Below are 18,544 nucleotides of genomic sequence, written 5' to 3' on the forward strand. Positions count from 1 at the left end.
GGTCTTTTGACGCAGAGCCGCCGCATTCTCTTATTTCTGCCTCACCGCTAACGTCAAACGGCGCCATGGCTGGAATTTTCTCACGTTCAATGCTGTCGGTCGCACTGCTTGCCGCTGCGCTCGCCGGCCTCTCGACCTCCGCTGCGCAGGCCCAGACCGCTCCCGGCTACGGGGCGCTGCAGATTTCCTGGGAGGTGCGCAACCGCTTCCGCCTGTTCCGCGAGGAGCGCGATTTCCTGCTGCACGCCGAGAGCGGGCGCGGCCGCAGCGTGCTGGCCGCCGAGCAGGCGCTGGCCATCCAGAGCGACGGCCGCGGCTGGGCACGCAACACGGTGAACCGGCTTTGCATCGATCTCGCCGGCCGCGTCAGCGAGCCCTGCACCCGCGACAACGTCAAGGAAAGCTATCTGACGCCGACCGATCATCCGGTCGTGATCCGGCTCACCGGCCCGGTACCGGTCGGCGCCACCTGCGCCTGGACCGTCGACGATGGCGACGGCCCGCAGACCTCCACCTTCGACTGCGCCGAACCGGTCAATCTGCGCGTCCGCTACGGCCGCACCACCGTGGTCACGGCCGACGTCTCCAGCTCGGAGGGTAGCCAGCGCGCCTTCACCGAGATCGCGGTGCGCGACATCTTCATCGCCGGGCTCGGCGACAGCGTCGCCTCCGGCGAGGGCAATCCGGACCGGCCGGTGGCGCTGGCGGACGAGGGCTTTTGCTTCCGCTCCTATCTCGGCACGGCCGCAGCGCAATATTACCGTCCGAGCCGCGCCGGCTACAAGGGCGGACGCGCCTGCGAGGCGCCGGAGCAATTGTCGGTGTGGCAGCGGCAGAGCGCGCTGTGGTTCAATCCGGCCTGCCACCGTTCGCTCTACAGTTACCAGACGCGCACCGCGATCGCGCTCGCCGTGCGCTATCCGCACATCGCGGTGACCTACCTGCCGCTGGCCTGCACCGGCGCCACCATCGCCGACGGGCTGTTCGGCTCGCAACGCGCCCGCGACTGCCTGCCGTCGAAATCGGGCAGCGGCGCGTGCCAGGGCACCGTCAACGGACAACTGGCCGAACTGCGCGATGCGCTGACCGCCGCGAAACGCCGCCAGCCGGATCGCAAGCTCGACCTGATGCTGCTGTCGATCGGCGCCAACGACATCTATTTCTCCGGCCTCGTCGCCGACGTGATCGTCGACCACGCGACCGAGCGGGCATTGTTCCGGCGCTCCGGCGTGATGGCGTCCGTCGACGACGCCCGCAGCGCGATGACGCGTGACTTGCCACAGGGCTTTGCAAAACTGCGCGACGCACTGAAGCCGTTGGTCGGCGACCTCGCGCGCGTGGTCTACACCTCCTACGCCAATCCCACCCTGGCGAACGGCGGCGCGCCCTGCCCCGGCGGCCGCGCCGGGTTCGACATCCATCCCTCCTTCAACGCGCAGCCGCAGCGGCTCGCCGCGGTCTCGAACTTCGTCGAGCGCGAATTCCTGCCGCAGCTGCAGGCGCTGGCGCAGTGCGAAGGCGGCATCCTGTGCCGCAACCCGCGCACCGACCGCATGACCTTCGTCGACGGCCACCAGGCCAGCTTCGCCAACCACGGTTTTTGCGCGCGCGCCGAAACCGATCCCGATTTCGACCGGCAATGCTTCTCGAAGAACGGCGACAGTTTTGATTCCGACATCGTCACGGCGGCGAGCCAGCCGATGACCTGCGGCCGCAGCGCCGCCGAATACCGCGCCTACCTGCCGCGCGCGCGCTGGATCCGCGACGCCAACGACAGTTACTTCGCGGCGATGACCTACCCGCAGGGCCTGCCGACATCGCAGCAGCCATCCGACATCCATGACGCGACCTGGGGCGTGCTGTCGGCGGTCTATGGCGGCGCGGTGCATCCGACCGCCGAGGGCCACGCCGCGATGGCGGATGCCGCGGTGCCGGCCGCCGCCGCCGTGCTGCAGCTCGATGCCGGGGTGCCGGAAGTCAACTCGCAACCGATGGCGCCGATCCAAGGCGCGCCGGACGCGCCGCGGCCGCCGGGACGGACGGGGTTGAACTAGGCTGGCTATGGCGGTGGGCAACCAGCCCACACAGCCCCACGACCACACGCTTCATCCCCGCGTCGACTCCATCCATAGCAAACAAGAAAAAACCACCGCCACAAGCACTGCAGCGGCTGTAATTTCAATAGCGAAAGGAAAGCCGAGGATTGCCCACATTGGCAGGCAAATGATTGCAACGACGCCGAAGATGATATTGTCAATTCTCTCGGTAACAGACCTTAGAGACATTGCCGCTCGACCATCGTCGGACCACCGACGCTCTAGAAGCTAGATTGTTGTTGCCGGCGAGGAAAGGCAACCTCGGACCCGCTCCGATCACCGTGGCGTGTGAGCATCCGGTCCCGCACCGGCCTGGAAGGCCATTGCGCCGGGTGCCCGGTTAAGACGGGCGAGCGCCTTTAACGAAACATTCAGAACTGAGCAGCTTGTGTGCGGGGTGAGAGAGCACAATTGGAGAGGGGCGCACCTGGGCGACCTCGAACCGGGCGACAAGCATGCTGTCGGCGATCGAAGTTATCGGGGCTTGCTCCATCATCCTCATCGCGCTGTATGGCTTGATCGCGATGGCGTTGATGCTTCTGATCTGGATCAAAGGTCTATTCGCCACCGTCAAGGAATACGGCTTTCCTGGCAGCGGAACCAGGACAGGTTTCCGCGCGCTGATGGCTGACGCCAAAGCCCGCCCCAGAAGATTTCTGCTCGTCCTGGGCATTGCCTGCGTATGCATCTATTTCGCCGAGTACGTTTTGCTCGGACTGATTGCGCTGGGCCTTATCGCCGCCGTGATCGAGACGTGGCGTGGCGACAGTGTCGAGGGACGCCTCACCCGATATCTGAGCCGCCCTCCGTTCGTGGATGAAGGCCGCCGAGCAACCCGTGACGGCTCCAGCTCCGTCAGCTGATATCAACTCCGTCGTTTTCGACGGGCTCAATGAAGGCACGGCAGAGACAAGCCAACACGGAACATAGTCCGTGCGCTCACCGGTCCTTACCGGGACGCGCCCGACAAGCTGGCATCCTTCCACTAGCGCGCGGGAACCGCCGCCGGCGCCGCCGCCTTCTTCGGCGCCGCGGGCGCGGCCTTTGCCGGACCGGGCGCGACCGGCAGCAGCTTCATCGCCGCGGCTTGCGCCGGCAGATACTTCACGACGATCGCCGGATCGATCTGCGCCAGCGCCGTATCCGGAAGCCGCGTCCAGACTTCATCCCTGCCCAGCAGCGAGATACCGAGATAGCCGCGCATCGTCAGCGTCTGGCCGTCCGGGCTCAGCGTCATCTTGGCCTTGTAGATCTTGCCGTCGCGCGGATCGAGCACGTTGCCGTTTTCGTATTTCAGGCCATCGCGCTTCATGTCGCGGATGAAGGACATGCCGAGCCACGGCGCATCCTTGCGATCGTCGACGCATTTCGCGCAGGTCGGATTCGGCGGATCGCCGGCTTCGAGAAACAGTCGGGCGAAAACGCCCTCGAAGACACCGGCGTGATCGACAACCAGGAACCAACCGACCGGCTTGCCCTTCTCGACCTTCTCCCACAAGCCCGCGGCGGAAGGTTCCACCGGCTGCGCGGCGAGTTCGCCTGACACCGCGATGGCGATCACGATGGCGAGTATCAGTTGAAATCCAGCAAGCCTGCGCATCGTCGTCACCTGATCAATGGCCTCAATCAATGGGCGGAGACTAAGGCCATTTCGCGGACGGAGCCAGTAACGATCGCCCGCGCGTCGGCACGGCGCGGTGAGCCCAGCTGTCACATTTCGGGACGTCAGTTGACCCCGAGTTTCTTCTGCAGGCTCGACGACGACGTCGTGTACTGGAACACCAGCCGCTTCTCCGGATAGACGTAGCGGTGCGCCTTCTGCGCCATCAGCGCGCCTTCATGGAATCCGGACAGGATCAACTTGAGCTTGCCGGGATAGGTGTTGATGTCGCCGATCGCGAAGATGCCGGGAATGTTGGTCTCGAACGCCGCGGTGTCGACCGGCACCAGATTGTTCTCGAGCGCGACGCCCCAGTTCGCCACCGGGCCGAGCTTCATGGTGAGCCCGAAGAACGGCAGCATCGTATCGCACTCGATCTTCGTGATCGCATTGTCGTTGCCCTTCATCATCGCGCCGGAGAGCTTGCCGCCCTCGCCTTCCAGCGACGTGACCTGGCCGATCCTGAGATCCATCTTGCCGTCGGCCACCAGCGCGCGCATCTGATCGACGCTGTGGGGTGCGGCGCGGAAATCGTCGCGCCGGTGCAGCAGCGTCACGCGCTTGGCGATCGGATGCAGATTGAGCGTCCAGTCGAGCGCGGAATCGCCGCCGCCGACGATCAGGATGTTCTTGTCGCGGAACTGCTCCATCTTGCGCACGGCATAGAACACCGAGGTGCCCTCATAGGCCTCGATGCCCGGCACCGGCGGCCGCTTCGGCTGGAACGAACCGCCGCCCGCCGAAATCACCACCACCTTGCACTCGAACACCTGGCCGGCATCGGTCGTCACGCGAAAGAGCGGATCGCCGATCTTCTCGATCGTCTCCACCATCTCGTTGAGATGGAAGGTCGGGCCGAACGGCTTGATCTGTTCGAGCAGCGCCTCGGTGAGGCCCTGGCCGGTCACCATCGGAATGCCGGGAATGTCGTAGATCGGCTTTTCCGGATAGAGCTCCGCGCACTGGCCGCCGAGCTTGTCGAGGATGTCGACCAGATGCACCTTCATGTCCAGGAGGCCCAGTTCGAACACCGCGAACAGGCCGCACGGCCCCGCGCCAATAATCAGCACATCGGTTTTGATCGCTTCGCTCATGTCAGCTTCTTTTCGGTTGAACCTGGTGGGAAGGCCGCACCTGTCTAGCCAACAAGGCGGAACGAGGAAAGCCAAAATATACTTCGAGACGACGGCAACCCCTTGCCGTCATTCGACAACTGGGCTGTAAGGGATGCGAGATTTTCGGAGATTGAGCCTGTGAACGCCCCCTTGCGCACCGACGCCGCCCCGCGTCTGGAGGATTTCCCCTACCGCCTGTCGGACAATGTGAGATTTGCCGATCTCGATCCCAACCAGCACGTCAACAATGCGGTCTACGCCAGCTATTTCGAAACCGGCCGCGTCACGCTGATGAAGGACCGCAGCTACGGGCTGATGCCGGACGGCGTCACCTGGATCATGGTGCGGCTCGACATGCATTTTCGCGCCGAACTGCGCTGGCCCGGCACGATCGAACTGGGGCTTGGCGTCGTCAAGTTCGGCCGCACCTCCGTCACCTTCGATCAGGTGGTGTTTTCCGCAGGCATCTGCGTGGCTTCGGCGCAATCGGTCTCCGTGCTGCTCGACGAAGCCACGCGCAAGCCCACGCCGCTGACGCCGGAGATCATCGGAAAATTTCAGCCCTGGATTCGCCGCGGAGCCAATCCGGCATGATCCGCGTGGCGATGCTGGCGGCACTCTTCGTTGGCATCGCCGTGCAGCCCGCCGCGGCTCAGTCGTATTATCGCGAAGACCTCCGCATTCCGATGAACGCGGCCGGCCCGCGCGGACTCGAAGCGATGCTGCTGCGGCCGTCGGGCACGCAACGCTATCCGCTTGCTTTGCTCAGCCACGGCGCCCCCGTGATGTCGCGGCGCGCGCAACGATGTCGCCCTACGGAGCCTACCGATGATCGACAGCTTCTTGCGCGACCATCATCTCGGAACGCGCGATATCGCGGCAGGGCCGACGCCTCCGTCGCTGCCTGCGCCGCCGCAACTACGCGAAAAAGGTCGCGCGGGGTTTGCCGATTATCTTGCCACGAGCTCGCCGCACCGCGCCTTCGCGGTCTCACCCAAGGGCGCCTATGCGTATCGCAGCGGGCGCCGCTCGGCGCGTGAAGCGGCGGAAGCTGCGCTGGCCGCCTGCACGGAATACGGACCCGATTGCGCCGTTTATGCGATCGATGATGAGCTGGCCGAACCGGCCGGCGCCGGATCGCGCTGACCGTGTCTTGACAGTCGCAGGCTTGAAATCAGGCCTGGCGTTCCGGCGTCGACACCACGAGGCCGTCGAGCTCGTCGCTCACCTTGATCTGGCACGACAGGCGCGAGTTTGGCCGCACGTCGAAGCCGAAATCCAGCATGTCCTCTTCCATCGGGGTCGGCGCGCCGACCTTCTCGCGCCAGGCTTCGTCGACATAGACGTGGCATGTCGCGCAGGCGCAGGCGCCGCCGCATTCGGCCTCGATGCCGGGAATGGCGTTGCGGATCGCAGCTTCCATCACGGTCGCGCCGTTCTCGACTTCGATGGTGCGTTTCTCGCCGGTATGGTCGACAAAGTGAATTTTGGCCATGATCGCTCGTGCTGCCGGAATGCGTAAGGAAAGTCCCGGCAGTCCTATAACGGGTCGATCCGCACAGCGCCAGCGGTCGGGACGAAAACCTGAAACGCCCATGTGCCGGGATTTTGCCCGGTACGGACCGCGTTCCGTTCAGGACCGGCGCAGAAACGTCTCGATTTCCGCCCGCGCCTCGCCGACCGCCTCGCCGAGTTCGGCGAGCGCCGCGGAGGCATCGAAACCTCGCGCTATGGCCGTCTCCAGCCGCGCGGCGGCATCGGCGACGGCAAAAGCGCCGACAGCCCGGGCCGAGCCCTTGAGTGTGTGCGCCAGCACGCTCGAATCCACCGGCAAGGCCGCGAGCTTTTCGACCAGATCTGCCGTTTGGGCCGAGAACATCGCCAGCACCTCCTGCTCGATCGCGGCATCGCCAAGCGTCATGCGTTGGAGGTGGTCGAAATCAATCGGCCCGCCGCCGGGGGCCAGCGGAGGCGATGGCATCCATTCAATCCGTTCGAGGTGAAGCGACATGATGAGGGGTCCGGGTCGCCGCGCCGAAAGTGATTCGGCGGAGGCCATTTTCCACAGCCAAGCACGCCGGCGGTTAACGGAACGTTCCCCGAACTTGCCGCATATTTACCCGATTTTGGACGCAAATCCGCCCAGAAACCCCGCGTCGTTCAAGAATTTTGTGCACTTTGAATGTCTTAGCGGACAGCGCTGTTAACGATGATTAAGGATGTCTTAATCGCGGCCATTTCATTCGCACCGCTCAACCAATAGGATGTGTGGCGGATGTATGCGGACTGGCTGCCGGCGGGCACGCTTGCAGTCCGCGGGGGGTTATGAATCCGGCTTCGAGCTTGCGACTTTTGCAGGAACGGCCGGGTGCGTAAACGTTAGAGGGGTCGGACTGAAGATGGCGAACAATCCAAAGAAGGTCAAAGACCCCACTGAAGTCGCGCTGTCCGCCATTCAGGAAGCGCTCAACATCAGCGATACCTCGGTCGACCCCCACCGGAATTCGAGCGGTGGCGAGTTGTCGCCGCCCGCCATGCCGTCCACGCCGCCCTTTCCCGAAATGCCGTTCGACACGCGCGGAGGCGGCGACCGGCCGGCGTTCGATTCCATCGATGAGCCGCGCAGCCCTCGTCGCCCCGCCAATGACGATCGCGAGACCATCGGGCAGCTTTTGCAGGCGATTCAGAAGAATCAGCCGGCGCGCAGCGTCTATACGCTGGCCTCCGTGTTCGGCGGCGTCTGGGTGGTCGGTTGCGGCCTGCTGACCGTCAGTTTCCTGCCCGCACTGCAGGCGGCGATCGGACAGAGCGGCGGCGTGCTGGTGCTCGCCGGCCTGGCCGCGCTGTTCTTCGCGCCGGTACTGCTGTTCTACTTCCTCGCGAGCCTCGCCTGGCGCGGCCAGGAAATGCGCATGATCGCGCAATCGATGGCGCAGGTCGCGATCCGCTTCTCCGAGCCCGAGGGCGCCGCCGCCGATTCGATGGTCACCGTGGGTCAGGCGATTCGCCGGGAAGTTGCAGCGATGGGCGACGGCGTCGAGCGCGCGATCGCGCGCGCCGGCGAACTGGAATCGCTGGTCGCCAACGAAGTCGCCGCGCTCGAGCGCGCCTATTCCGACAACGAGGTGCGGATCCGCGCGCTGCTGCAGGACATCGCCCATCAGCGCGACAATCTGGTCGGCCAGGCCGAGCAGGTCCGCAGCGCCATCTCCGGCGTCCAGATCGACCTGCGCCACGACATCGCGCTGATCTCGGATGCCATCGCCTCGCGCGTCGACGAGGTCGCGAAAAGCATCACCGGCGCGCTGGAAGAGCGCGGCCAGCACATCACGAGCGCGCTCAGCCACGCCGGCGACAACATGATTCTCGCGCTCGGCGAGCGCGGCGGCGACCTGCTCGACCGCCTCGAGGAAGCCAGCGCCGAGACCACCCGCGCGGTGCTCGACGCCTCCGAACGGCTGACCACCAGCCTCAACTTCAAGACCGGCCACGTCCATGACGAGTTCGTCGACCTCGCCGACCGTGTTCACGAGATGCTGAACGAGCGCATCGACCGCATCACCGGAGAATTCGAGCAGCGCTCCTCGACCATCGTCGACGGCATTTCCGACCGCACCGAGCAGGTCCACGACTCCCTGAAGAACTCTTCCGACTCGCTGCTGCTGGAACTCGAACTGCGCTCGGGCGACCTCGTCAACAAGATCGACGACGCCGGCAACCGGCTCGCCAGCCGCATCCTCACCTCCGGCGACAAGGCCAGCGAAGCGCTGGACGTGACCGTGAATACGCTGGTCGCCAAGGTGATCGGCCAGACCGAGAACGCGCACGACAGCCTCGCTTTGCAGATGAACGCCTACGAAGAACTGGTGAAGAACCAGGGCAGCGAGCTTGCGGAGAAATTCGCGCGTGACAGCGGCACGCTCGGCGCGTTGATCACGCGTCATATCTCCGAGTTCGACCGCACCGTCAAAACCTTCGGCGGCGAGATCGTCGAGCGCATGGGACAGCGCACCCAGGAAATCAGCGACAATCTGAAGACCTACGTCGACACCTTCGACACCCGCCTGGTCGCCAACAGCGGCGAGATCACCGCGGTGCTGGATCAGCGCCTGCTGCAGTTCGAAACCACGCTCGGCACCCGCGTCACCGGCCTCGACGCCTCGCTCGACAGCAAGATCAAGTCGTTCGACGAGACCATCGACGGGCGGCTGAAATCGCTGGAGACGAGCTTCGACAGCCGCGCCAAATCCGTCACCGAAACCATCGAGGGCCGGCTCGGCTCGCTGACGGGATCGCTGACCGACGGTGCGGCGCAGGCGATCCAGTCGATCGACCAGCGGCTCACCCTCCTCACCTCCTCGCTGACCGACGGCACCGCGCAGGCGATTGCGGCAATCGACCATCGCATCGCCAACGTCACCGAGACCATCGACGGCCGCAGCGTCCATCTCGCCGACACCATCCAGGCGCGGTTCCAGGAAATCCATCAGGGCCTCGAGACCCGCGTCGACAACCTCGTTGGCGGGATCGATATCCGCGTCGGCGATATCGCCAGCGGCATCGAGAGCCGGGTCGGCGCCATTGCCGGCCAAATCGATACCCGCGTGGCGCAGTTCGAGGATCTGCTCGGCACCCGCATCGAGGCGGTGGCCGGCCGGATCGAGAGCAGCGGCCGCCAGGCCAGCGAAGACCTGACGGCGCGCGCCGAGATGCTGTCGTCCGGAATCAAGTCGCATGTCGAGGACGCCGAGCGGTCGCTGACCAACCTCGTCGTCAACACCGCCGAGACCATCCAGACCGGCGCGCGCAGCGCACAGCAGGCGCTGCTGACGGTGTCCTCCGACGTCGGCGAGAAGCTGAAACTGACCTCCGCCGAGGTCGAGGCCTCGCTGACCGCGATCGGTACCGGCGCCGCCGTATCGATCCTCACCAGCGCCCAGGAGGCGCAGGCCACGCTGGTGTCGGCCTCCTCCGAGGCGGCCTCGCAGATCAAATCGCTGGCCGCGGACGTCGAGCGCACCCTGTCGGCCGCCGGCGACGCCACCGCCGCGTCGGTCCTGGCCGGCGCGCGCGAGGCGCAGAACATGCTGGTGACGGCGTCCTCGGATGCCGCCAACCACGTCAAGTCGCTGACCTCCGACGTCGAGCGCTCGCTGTCGCTCGCCGGAACCTCGACCGCCGAAGCCGTCACCGCGGGCGCGCGCGAGGCCCAGAGTACGCTGGTCGCCGCTTCCACCGAGGCCGCCAACCAGGTCAAGTCGCTTGCCGCCGACGTCCAGCGTTCGCTCTCGATCAGCGGGGTTGCAACGGCCGAGGCGATCACGGCCGGCGCGCGCGAGGCGCAAAGCGCCCTGCTCAGCGCTTCCGCCGAAGCCTCGACCCAGGTCAAGTCGCTCACATCCGATGTCGAGCGCTCGCTGTCGATGGCCGGCAACGCCACCGCCGAGTCGATCACGACGGGCGCGCGCGAAGCGCAGAACACGCTGATCACGGCGTCGACGGAAGCCGCCAACCACGTCAAGTCGCTGGCGATCGACGTCGAACGCACGCTGACCACCGTCGGAACCAACGCCGCCGCCGTCATCCTCGGCACCGCGCGCGACGCCCAGACCTCGCTTTCCGCGACCTCTTCCGAGGCCGCGAACCAGATCAAGGCGATCGCCGCCGACATGGAGCGATCGATCAACGTCGTCACGACAGGCACGACCGATACCATCCAGACCACCGCGCAGAACGCGCAGAGCGTGCTGATCGCCGCCACCAACGAGGTGACCACCAAGGTCAAGTCGACCTCGATCGAGATCGAGCGTTCTGTACTGGCCGCCAGCACCAGTTTCGGCTCGACGATGACCGGCAAGACCGACGAGATCGTCACCTATGTCCAGCAGCAGACCGACCGTCTCGCGCAGATCGTCGACGCCCGCCGCGGTTCGCTGGTCGAGGCGCTCGGCAGCAGGACCACGCAGCTCACGGGCGACATCGATCGCGTCACCTCCGACGCCCTGAAATCGATCGAGACCCGCGGCCAGGCGTTCGCGCAATCGATGGCGACCCACGGCTCGGAAGTCGCGCGCACCATCACGACCGCCGGCGACCAAGCCACCGGCGCGGTGGCCAAGTCGCTGAAGGACCTCGAACAGGCGTCGCGTTCGGCCATCGACCAGTCGCGCCAGGTCTCGATCGCCGCCGTCACCGAAATGCAGGAGACCAGCAAGATCCTGCGCACCGACACGGTGGCGCTGTTCGAGCGGCTGCGCGAGGGCAACATCCTGCTGCAGGAAGTGCTGACCGGCGCCCACGACAATCTCAACTCGCTGGAACGCGCGCTGGTGACCCGCGTCGCCGACTTCGTCTCGGCCATGAACGACGTCACCGCCCGCAACGGCCTCGCCACGCAGACCCTGGAAGACCAGCTCACCGTCTTCAACAGCAAGACCTCGAAGGCGCTGGAAGATCTCGGCGCGCTGTCGAGCGAGTTCGAGCGGCACGGCAAGGAGCTGGTCGAGGCGGCCGGCGCCGTCGAACAGGCCAACCGCACCACCACGAATTCGGTCGCCGACCGCAAGTCGCAGCTCGACTCGCTGGTGACCACCATCGACTTGCGCACCACCGACCTCGACCAGCGGCTGTCGCGCTTCACCACCCTGCTCGACGAATCGCTCGCCGCGGCCGAAGAGCGCGCCCGCGACATCGCGCGCGTGGTCGCCGAAACCGCCGGCGCGGGCTCGGCCGCACTCAACCGGCAGTTCGAAGCGGTGCGTGCGGCGGCCGAGAACGAGCGCCGGCAGACCATCGACGCGATGAGCGACATGTACCAGCAGAGCAACATCGAGACGGACGCGATGTTCAAGCAGTCGACCGAGAAGTTCGCGTCGATGGTGCAGGCGATGAAGCAGATGGCCGCCGAAATGCACGACGAGCTCGAGCAGACCCGCAACGAACTGCGCCGCGGCGTGCTGGAGATGCCGCAGGAGGCCGCCGACAACACCGCGCAGATGCGCAAGGTGATCGTCGACCAGATCGAGGCGCTTGCCGAACTCAACCGGATCGTCGCCCATCACGGCCGCGGCCTCGACGTCGTGACCGCAAGCCGCCCCACCCCGCCGCGCCAGGAAGAGCAGCCTTTGATCGCGGCCGTCACCAACCGGAGCAGCGAGACGCGGATGCGCGAGAACGAGCCGCGGATGCGCGAAAGCGAAGTCCGCATGCGCGACATGCCGAGCGCCTCGACGCTGCCGCCGCCGGACCTCGGCGGGTCGAGCGGCCGCCGCGCCGAAGCCCCGCCGATGTCGCCGGCGGGCGGCGGTCAGGACGGGTGGCTGTCCGACCTGCTCCATCGCACCGACGCCGGCGTCGGACAGCCGCCCCGCGGCCGCGCCCCGCAGCCAGCCGCCAATCCGCTGGAGTCGCTGTCGCTCGACATCGGCCGGCTGATGGATCGCAACCTCGCGGGCGAAATGTGGGACCGCTACCAGCGCGGCGAGAGCAAGGCGTTCACCAAGCGGCTGTACACGCCGGCCGGGCAGAAGGCGTTCGACGAGGTCTCGCGCAAATACCGCGCCGATCGGAGCTTCAAGCAGACGGTCGACCGCTACATCGCCGAGTTCGAACGGCTGCTCGACGAGGTCGCGCGCGACGACCGCGGCCCGCAGGCGCTGCGCAGCCACCTCACCTCGGAGACCGGGCTGGTCTACACCCTGCTCGCACACGCGGCCGGGCGGCTTGGGTAAGGCTTAGATCAATCGGACATCTAGAAACGGAGGCAGCGATGCCTCCGTTTTGTTTTTCCAACCGTTGATCAAAGACTGCAGCAACATACTGTTGATCGCTTGATTGGGAATGGCTTTGGCGGTGGACTACATAAAGGTCGGTTGGAAACAGAACGCCCTTGACACGCCACTCCTGCTTTACAGCGAGTTGGACGATAAACGGTGGGAGGTCAGGAAAGTGGAAGTATTTCCCGACGGGTCGCTCGGATATGCCGATCGCTCTACGCCTGAGGGGACGACTTTCTTAAGTCTCGAACCGCTACCGACGCTTTTGCAAATTGCTTTAATGCCTGAGTTCGATGCTGTGGCGATCACAAAAGACGAGTTTGAAACAATTTGGTTGAAGGCCACAGTACGGACTAGCGAAGCGTAATCAGCTTACTGCCGCTTCTGCCCAGCTGGCACCCTCGGCGGCGCCGAGGCGTTCGCGCCTCTGGGCGGGGTCGAAGCGGTTGGCTCCGGCGGCGGCGGGGGGGCGTTGTTGCTGCCACCAAAAATCACGCGGCTCGGGTTGCGATCAAAATTGTTCACGGCGCGGCTGATGTCGGCGAGCGTGCGGCGGCCGTCGGCCATCAGCGCGCCCGAGCGCTTGTCGAAATCCTCGGCGAGTTCGCGGATCGATTTCACCATCAGGTTCAATTCGCCGCCGGCGGCGCCGCCCGCGATGGTGTTCAGCCCGAGCATCAGGCTGTCGGCCTTGCCCATCACGCCGTCGACCCGCAGCATGACGTTGTCGATCTTCTCGGAGTTGCGCGCGAGCGCGGCGGTGAAGGTTTCCAGGTTCCGCAGCGAGTTCTTCACCGACTCCTGGTTGTCGGCGACGATGCGGTTGACGTTCTGCAAGGTGGCGCGGATCGACTCGGTAACGTCCTGCAGCGCGCTCGGGTCGGCGGTCAGCATCGGCACGCCGTCCTCGTCGAGCGGCACGGCGGCGGCGTTCTCCTCGCCGCCTTTCAGCGAGATCGCGGCGACCCCGGTCAGGCCCTGGAACTCGAGACCGACCAGGGTGTCTTTCCGGATCGGTGCGTTGTTCTCAACCATCGCGAGTGCGACCACGCGGCGGGGGTTGTCGAGCTTGACCGAAACGACTTCCCCTATCCGGATACCGTTGAAATTGACGCTACCGCCGTTGCGCAGGCCGGACGCCGGGCCTTCGAACACGATGCGGATCGGGCTGCGCAGCTTGGTGGTGTGCAGGCTCTGAAACCACAGCACGAAGCCGAACGCCGCGGCGATCACCGCCAGCGTAAAGGCCCCGATCAGGACGTAATTCGCCCGCGTTTCCATAACTCAAGGTACTCCGGAAGCTGGATCCGGTCAGCTTCGCCGACCCAACCCGTCGTTTATCGCATGTTCGGGCATGATCGCATCAAAACCCGCTACCCGCTTCGTGATCCTGCGCTGGATCCCCATTCCGATTGAGTCGGAACGGGGCTCTAGATTATTTGTTTTGCGCGTATTCCAAGCGCGAACAGCTCCCACTTCGCTGGAAAACGCTCTACCCCATGACCGCGCGGGCGCGCTTGCCATGAAAATATTGCCTGAGCCAGGGATGCTGGGAAGCCTGCATGTCGGCAATCGAACCTGCAGCAATGATCTTACCGTTCCCTAAAACCGCGATCCGGTCGCAGGCCGTGTAAAGGCTGTCGAGGTCGTGCGTTACCATGAAAACGGTCAGGCCCAAAGTGCGCTGCAGGGTGCGCACCAGCTCGTCGAAATCGCCCGCGCCGATCGGATCGAGGCCCGAGGTCGGCTCGTCCAGGAACACCAGTTCGGGATCGAGCGCGAGCGCACGCGCCAGCGCCACGCGCTTGATCATGCCGCCTGAGAGTTCGGAGGGATAGCGGTCGGCGACTTCGGGCTTCAGGCCCACCATGCCGAGTTTCGCCACCATGATCTCGTCGAGCAGCCGCTGCGACACCCTGAGATATTCGCGCACCGGGAACTGGATATTCTGGCGCACGGTGAGCGAGGAGAACAGCGCGCCCTGCTGGAACAGGATGCCCCAGCGGCGCTCGACCCCGCGGCGCTCGGCGGTGCTCGCCGCATCCAGATCGACGCCGAACACCTCGATGCGCCCGGCGATCTTCGGCACCAGGCCGATGATGGTCCGCGTCAATACCGATTTGCCGGCCCCCGAAGGCCCGACGAAACCCAGGATTTCGCCGCGCTTGACGTCGAGGTTGAGCCCATCCAGCACCCGCGTCTTGCCGAATTGAACCGTAATGTCGCGAACGCGGATGATCGCGTCGGAAATCTCCTCCGCCATGGTCACATTCCGATCGATGCGAAGAAGATCGCGAACACGCCGTCCATCACGATCACGAAGAATATCCCCTTTACGACGGAGGATGTCGTGTGCTGGCCGAGCGATTCAGCGCTGCCCTGCACCGCCAGCCCCTCGACGCAGGCGACGATGCCGATCACGGCGGCCATGACCGGCGCCTTGATGATGCCGACGATGAAATGGTCGATCGAGATGGCGTCGCGCAGGCGCAGCAGGAACGCCTCGGGCTCGACGCCGCCATAGAGCCAGGCCACCAGCCCGCCGCCGTAGAGCGCGGCCATCGCGCCGAGGAAGGCGAGGATCGGCAATGCCAGCACCAAAGCGAGCATCCGCGGCAGGATCAGGACCTCGATCGGGTCGAAACCCATGGTGCGCAGCGCGTCGATCTCCTCGCGCATCTTCATCGAACCGAGTTCGGCGGTGTAGGCCGAGCCGGAGCGGCCCGCCACCATGATCGCGACCAGCAGCACGCCGATCTCGCGCAGCACCAGCACGCCCAGCATGTCGACCACGAAGATGTCGGCGCCGAATTTTCGGAAATGGAAGATGCCCTGTTGCGAAATGATACAGCCGATCAGGAACGTGATCAGCACCACGATCGGCACTGCGCGCCAGCAAACCTGCTCCAGATGATGGATGGTCGAGGTCATGCGGAAGCCGCGGGGGCGGATCAGGACATGGCCGGCTGCCGCCAGCACCGCGCCCAGCATTTCGATCAGCCCGATCAGCGTGCCGCCGACGCCGGCCACGGCACGACCGATCTGTTCCAGCATGCCTGATATGGTCACCCGGTCGGTCTCGACGGCCGGCTCGGCCTTCACCCGGCGCACCTCGTCGACCAGACTGGCATAATTGGCCGAGAGCCCGGCGATTTCGGTCTCGACGCCGCCCTGGGTCAGGCTGCGGCGCAGCCGCTCGATCAGCCAGGCGCCAAAGGTGTCGAGCTTGGACACCCGGGAGGCGTCAATGACGATGTTGGGCGACTTGCCGCCGAGTTTTTCGGCGTCCGCGACCATCCGTTCCAGCACCGGCGCAAAGCGGGCTGTCCATGACCCGGTCGCACACAGCGCCAGCCCGTTGCCTTGCGCTATCCGCTCCAATGTCGGGTCGCCGCTCACGATGCCTACCCCTCGAGGCCAGTACGGTATCGATGCAAAACGTTCAGGTTCCGCACGCCATACGCCTTGTCGAATCCGTCCCTAACCAGCCATAGTTGGCCGCGCCGGGCAAGCTTGCGGTTCAGAAATTGCCAGATTTTAAAATGACTTCCAGCCCATCTCGAAAGCTTGCCGTCAGCATAGAACGCTGGCCGATCGCGGGCAGCTTCACGATCAGCCGCGGGGCCAAGACCGAGGCCGTGACCGTGATTGCCACGGTCAGCCAGGACGGCGCGAGCGGCCGCGGCGAATGCGTGCCCTACCCGCGCTACCACGAGACGCCGGAAGCGACACTTGAAGCGCTTCATGCAATGCGGGAGCCACTTGCGAAGGGGCTGGACCGCGCAGCGCTGCAGGCGGCGATGCCGGCGGGCGCCGCCCGCAACGCGCTGGATTGCGCGCTGCTCGATCTGGAGGCCAAGCGCGCCGGGCAGCGGGTCTGGACCCTGCTCGGCCGGCCGGCGCCGCGCCCCTGCACCACCGCGTTCACGATCTCGCTCGGTACGCCGGCCGCCATGGCCTCGGCGACCGCGAAAGCCGCGCACCGGCCGCTGCTGAAGGTCAAGCTCGGCGGCGAGGACGACGAGGCGCGGATCGCCGCGGTGCGCAAGGCGGCGCCTGAGTCCGAACTGATCGTGGACGCCAACGAGGCCTGGACCCCGGGCAACCTCGAACAAAACCTGGCCGCCTGCGCCAATGCCGGCGTGACGCTGGTCGAGCAGCCGCTGCCGGCCGGCGGCGACGAGGCGCTGGCGCGCATCCGGCGGCCGATCGCGGTCTGCGCCGACGAAAGCGTGCATGACCGCGCCTCGCTCGACGAACTGCGCGGGCGCTACGACGCGGTCAACATCAAGCTCGACAAGACCGGCGGGCTGACGGAAGCGCTCGCGATGGCGGACGCCGCGCACGCGCTCGGCTTTGAAATCATGATCGGCTGCATGGTCGCAACCTCACTGGCGATGGCGCCCGCCATGCTGCTGGCGCCGCAGGCCCGATTCGTCGATCTCGATGGTCCGCTGCTGCTGGCGCACGACCGCGAGAACGGGCTGCGCTATGACGGCAGCCTGGTCTACCCGCCGGAAGCCGTCTTGTGGGGCTGATGGGCGAGCCGCCGCCGCGCCAGCCAGATCACGAGCCCGCCCGACGCGGCCATCGCCGCCATGACGTAATAGATGCCCTGTCCCCAGCTTTCGTAGATCGTGCCTGACGCGACCGAGGCGAGGCCGGCGACGATGCCGCCGCAGGCGGTCATGTAGCCCTGCCCCCGCGCCATCACGTGGCCGGGCACCTGACGCAGCATCAATCCCATGATGCCGACCTGCGTCAGCCCGAAGCTCAGCGCATGCGCGAGCTGGACGATCGCGAGAACGGCCAACGGCGGATCCTGCGCCATGACCGCCCAGCGCACGGCCGCGCTGAGCGCCGCGATCACCACCAGCATCCACGGCGGCAGGACAAATCGCGGCGACAGCGCGAACAGCACGATCTCGGCGATCACGCCCAACACCCAGAGAATCGCAATCGTCAGCCCGTCATATCCCGCCTGCTGCCAGGCGATCGACGCAAAAATGTAATAGGCGGCGTGGCTGCCCTGGATCAGCGCCGACGCGACAATGACGGCGATAAAGCCGCCGTCGCGCAGCAGCGCGCCCGCCCCGCCGCTATCCGGGCGGGCCGTCCTGGTGTCGTCCAGCGACGGCAGTGCGAGGCTCGCCAGCGCCCCGAGCGCGGCAGCGCCGGCGATGATCCAGATCAGGTTCTTGGCGGCGATCAGGTCGAACAGCATGCCGCAGACCAGTGCGCCCAGGACGAAGGCGGCCGAGCCCCACAGCCGCAACGGCCCGTAGTTCAGGCCGTAGCGTTTCACGCCGCACAACGCATAGGCATCGGTCAGCGGTACCATCGGCGTCCACAGGCAACAGGTCAGGGCGTAGACCAGAAACACCAGCACCGGCAAATGCTGGGTGCCGAGGAGGAAGAAGCCCAAAGCCGTGGCAAAGGCGGTCACGACGATGCCGCCGCGCAAGGCCTGGCGCCGTTCCGCCAGTCCTGTCACCAGCGGCAGCGCCGTAAACCGGGTCACCGCGGGGACGGCCGTGATCAGGCCTATCCAGAACGCATCGATCCCGACCGCCTTCAACCAGACCGTGAAAAACGGCAGATGAGCGCCGGTCATTCCGAACAGGGTGCCGTAAAACAACGCCACCCGGGTCGCGAAACGCCGGGATACATCTTGAGAAGCTGTGGGGATTTGTGATTCGCTCTGCATCAATTCAATTGCGATTCGGGCAATATCGTGTTGTCTCGTTATCGCAGTGCGCGTTGATTTGCGCGAAGAGTTTGACATGGCTGACGACGTATTCGCCCTCTCTCCGATCTCGGCACGCGCCACGCTGCCGCGGGAGGAAGATTATGCCGCGATCGCCGAAGCCTTCATGGAAACCTCGCGGGGCCGCTGGT

15 protein-coding genes are annotated in these 18,544 nt (G+C 65.6%); 7 read left to right on the top strand and 8 right to left on the bottom strand.

Features of this window, described 5'->3' with window-relative positions:
• Window positions 1–89: 89 nt before the first annotated feature.
• Both QUH67_RS25390 and QUH67_RS25395 read left to right on the top strand, forming a co-directional pair.
• Window positions 90–2,054 carry an SGNH/GDSL hydrolase family protein gene (locus QUH67_RS25390; protein WP_300942113.1) on the top strand — a complete coding sequence of 655 codons (1,965 nt, stop codon included), beginning with the start codon at window positions 90–92 and terminating at the stop codon, window positions 2,052–2,054.
• 497 nt (window positions 2,055–2,551) lie between these two features.
• On the top strand, window positions 2,552–2,959 hold the full coding sequence (locus QUH67_RS25395) for a hypothetical protein (protein WP_300942114.1): 408 nt from the start codon (window positions 2,552–2,554) through the stop codon (window positions 2,957–2,959).
• A 122-nt stretch (window positions 2,960–3,081) separates the two neighbouring features.
• Here QUH67_RS25395 and QUH67_RS25400 read toward each other — a convergent pair whose 3' ends face one another.
• Window positions 3,082–3,696: a DUF2147 domain-containing protein gene (locus QUH67_RS25400; RefSeq protein ID WP_300942115.1), complete on the bottom strand. Its 615-nt coding sequence runs from the start codon at window positions 3,694–3,696 to the stop codon at window positions 3,082–3,084.
• Between the two features lie 125 nt (window positions 3,697–3,821).
• Window positions 3,822–4,850: an NAD(P)/FAD-dependent oxidoreductase gene (locus tag QUH67_RS25405; protein ID WP_300942116.1), complete on the bottom strand. Its 1,029-nt coding sequence runs from the start codon at window positions 4,848–4,850 to the stop codon at window positions 3,822–3,824.
• 159 nt (window positions 4,851–5,009) lie between these two features.
• Here QUH67_RS25405 and QUH67_RS25410 point away from each other — a divergent pair, with 159 nt between their 5' ends.
• Window positions 5,010–5,465: an acyl-CoA thioesterase gene (locus QUH67_RS25410; protein WP_300942117.1), complete on the top strand. Its 456-nt coding sequence runs from the start codon at window positions 5,010–5,012 to the stop codon at window positions 5,463–5,465.
• Window positions 5,466–5,699: 234 nt separating this feature from the next.
• Entirely contained in the window at window positions 5,700–6,017 is a 318-nt protein-coding gene (locus tag QUH67_RS25415) for a hypothetical protein (protein ID WP_300942118.1), read from the top strand.
• A gap of 28 nt (window positions 6,018–6,045) precedes the next feature.
• Here the strand turns inward: QUH67_RS25415 and QUH67_RS25420 are convergent, their stop codons facing one another.
• Both QUH67_RS25420 and QUH67_RS25425 read right to left on the bottom strand, forming a co-directional pair.
• A complete protein-coding gene (locus QUH67_RS25420; RefSeq protein ID WP_212422152.1) occupies window positions 6,046–6,366 on the bottom strand; it encodes a 2Fe-2S iron-sulfur cluster-binding protein in 321 nt (106 codons plus the stop codon).
• Between the two features lie 138 nt (window positions 6,367–6,504).
• Window positions 6,505–6,882: an Hpt domain-containing protein gene (locus QUH67_RS25425; protein WP_300942119.1), complete on the bottom strand. Its 378-nt coding sequence runs from the start codon at window positions 6,880–6,882 to the stop codon at window positions 6,505–6,507.
• A 388-nt stretch (window positions 6,883–7,270) separates the two neighbouring features.
• Here QUH67_RS25425 and QUH67_RS25430 point away from each other — a divergent pair, with 388 nt between their 5' ends.
• Together QUH67_RS25430 and QUH67_RS25435 are read left to right on the top strand one after the other, a co-directional pair.
• Window positions 7,271–12,601 (top strand): apolipoprotein A-IV repeat region-like domain-containing protein, encoded by a 5,331-nt coding sequence (locus QUH67_RS25430; protein ID WP_300942120.1) that lies wholly within the window; start codon window positions 7,271–7,273, stop codon window positions 12,599–12,601.
• Window positions 12,602–12,710: 109 nt separating this feature from the next.
• Entirely contained in the window at window positions 12,711–13,013 is a 303-nt protein-coding gene (locus tag QUH67_RS25435; protein ID WP_300942121.1) for a DUF6881 domain-containing protein, read from the top strand.
• A gap of 5 nt (window positions 13,014–13,018) precedes the next feature.
• Here the strand turns inward: QUH67_RS25435 and QUH67_RS25440 are convergent, their stop codons facing one another.
• The 3 genes from QUH67_RS25440 to QUH67_RS25450 all read right to left on the bottom strand — a co-directional run bounded on the left by QUH67_RS25440 (window position 13,019) and on the right by QUH67_RS25450 (window position 16,045).
• Entirely contained in the window at window positions 13,019–13,927 is a 909-nt protein-coding gene (locus QUH67_RS25440) for an MlaD family protein (RefSeq protein WP_300942122.1), read from the bottom strand.
• Between the two features lie 211 nt (window positions 13,928–14,138).
• On the bottom strand, window positions 14,139–14,909 hold the full coding sequence (locus tag QUH67_RS25445) for an ABC transporter ATP-binding protein (protein WP_300942123.1): 771 nt from the start codon (window positions 14,907–14,909) through the stop codon (window positions 14,139–14,141).
• Window positions 14,910–14,911: 2 nt separating this feature from the next.
• Window positions 14,912–16,045, bottom strand: coding sequence for an ABC transporter permease (locus QUH67_RS25450; protein ID WP_300942124.1), 1,134 nt, complete (start codon window positions 16,043–16,045; stop codon window positions 14,912–14,914).
• 143 nt (window positions 16,046–16,188) lie between these two features.
• On the opposite strand from QUH67_RS25450, the gene dgcA reads away from it, so the two are divergent.
• A complete protein-coding gene (dgcA, locus tag QUH67_RS25455; RefSeq protein WP_300942125.1) occupies window positions 16,189–17,184 on the top strand; it encodes an N-acetyl-D-Glu racemase DgcA in 996 nt (331 codons plus the stop codon).
• Here dgcA and QUH67_RS25460 read toward each other — a convergent pair.
• On the bottom strand, window positions 17,154–18,353 hold the full coding sequence (locus QUH67_RS25460; protein WP_300942126.1) for an MFS transporter: 1,200 nt from the start codon (window positions 18,351–18,353) through the stop codon (window positions 17,154–17,156). The genes dgcA and QUH67_RS25460 overlap by 31 nt on opposite strands.
• Window positions 18,354–18,544: the final 191 nt, after the last annotated feature.

This window comes from Bradyrhizobium roseum (assembly GCF_030413175.1).
GTDB classification, from domain to species: Bacteria; Pseudomonadota; Alphaproteobacteria; order Rhizobiales; family Xanthobacteraceae; genus Bradyrhizobium; species Bradyrhizobium roseum.

Bases quoted from the DNA above. Each gene is read 5' to 3' on its own strand.
- dgcA (WP_300942125.1), top strand. From the start codon at position 16,189: ATGACTTCCAGCCCATCTCGAAAGCTTGCCGTCAGCATAGAACGCTGG.
- QUH67_RS25440 (WP_300942122.1), bottom strand. From the start codon at position 13,927: ATGGAAACGCGGGCGAATTACGTCCTGATCGGGGCCTTTACGCTGGCG.
- QUH67_RS25460 (WP_300942126.1), bottom strand. From the start codon at position 18,353: ATGCAGAGCGAATCACAAATCCCCACAGCTTCTCAAGATGTATCCCGG.
- QUH67_RS25405 (WP_300942116.1), bottom strand. From the start codon at position 4,850: ATGAGCGAAGCGATCAAAACCGATGTGCTGATTATTGGCGCGGGGCCG.
- QUH67_RS25425 (WP_300942119.1), bottom strand. From the start codon at position 6,882: ATGTCGCTTCACCTCGAACGGATTGAATGGATGCCATCGCCTCCGCTG.
- QUH67_RS25400 (WP_300942115.1), bottom strand. From the start codon at position 3,696: ATGCGCAGGCTTGCTGGATTTCAACTGATACTCGCCATCGTGATCGCC.
- QUH67_RS25415 (WP_300942118.1), top strand. From the start codon at position 5,700: ATGATCGACAGCTTCTTGCGCGACCATCATCTCGGAACGCGCGATATC.
- QUH67_RS25445 (WP_300942123.1), bottom strand. From the start codon at position 14,909: ATGGCGGAGGAGATTTCCGACGCGATCATCCGCGTTCGCGACATTACG.
- QUH67_RS25430 (WP_300942120.1), top strand. From the start codon at position 7,271: ATGGCGAACAATCCAAAGAAGGTCAAAGACCCCACTGAAGTCGCGCTG.
- QUH67_RS25395 (WP_300942114.1), top strand. From the start codon at position 2,552: ATGCTGTCGGCGATCGAAGTTATCGGGGCTTGCTCCATCATCCTCATC.
- QUH67_RS25420 (WP_212422152.1), bottom strand. From the start codon at position 6,366: ATGGCCAAAATTCACTTTGTCGACCATACCGGCGAGAAACGCACCATC.
- QUH67_RS25390 (WP_300942113.1), top strand. From the start codon at position 90: ATGCTGTCGGTCGCACTGCTTGCCGCTGCGCTCGCCGGCCTCTCGACC.
- QUH67_RS25435 (WP_300942121.1), top strand. From the start codon at position 12,711: ATGGCTTTGGCGGTGGACTACATAAAGGTCGGTTGGAAACAGAACGCC.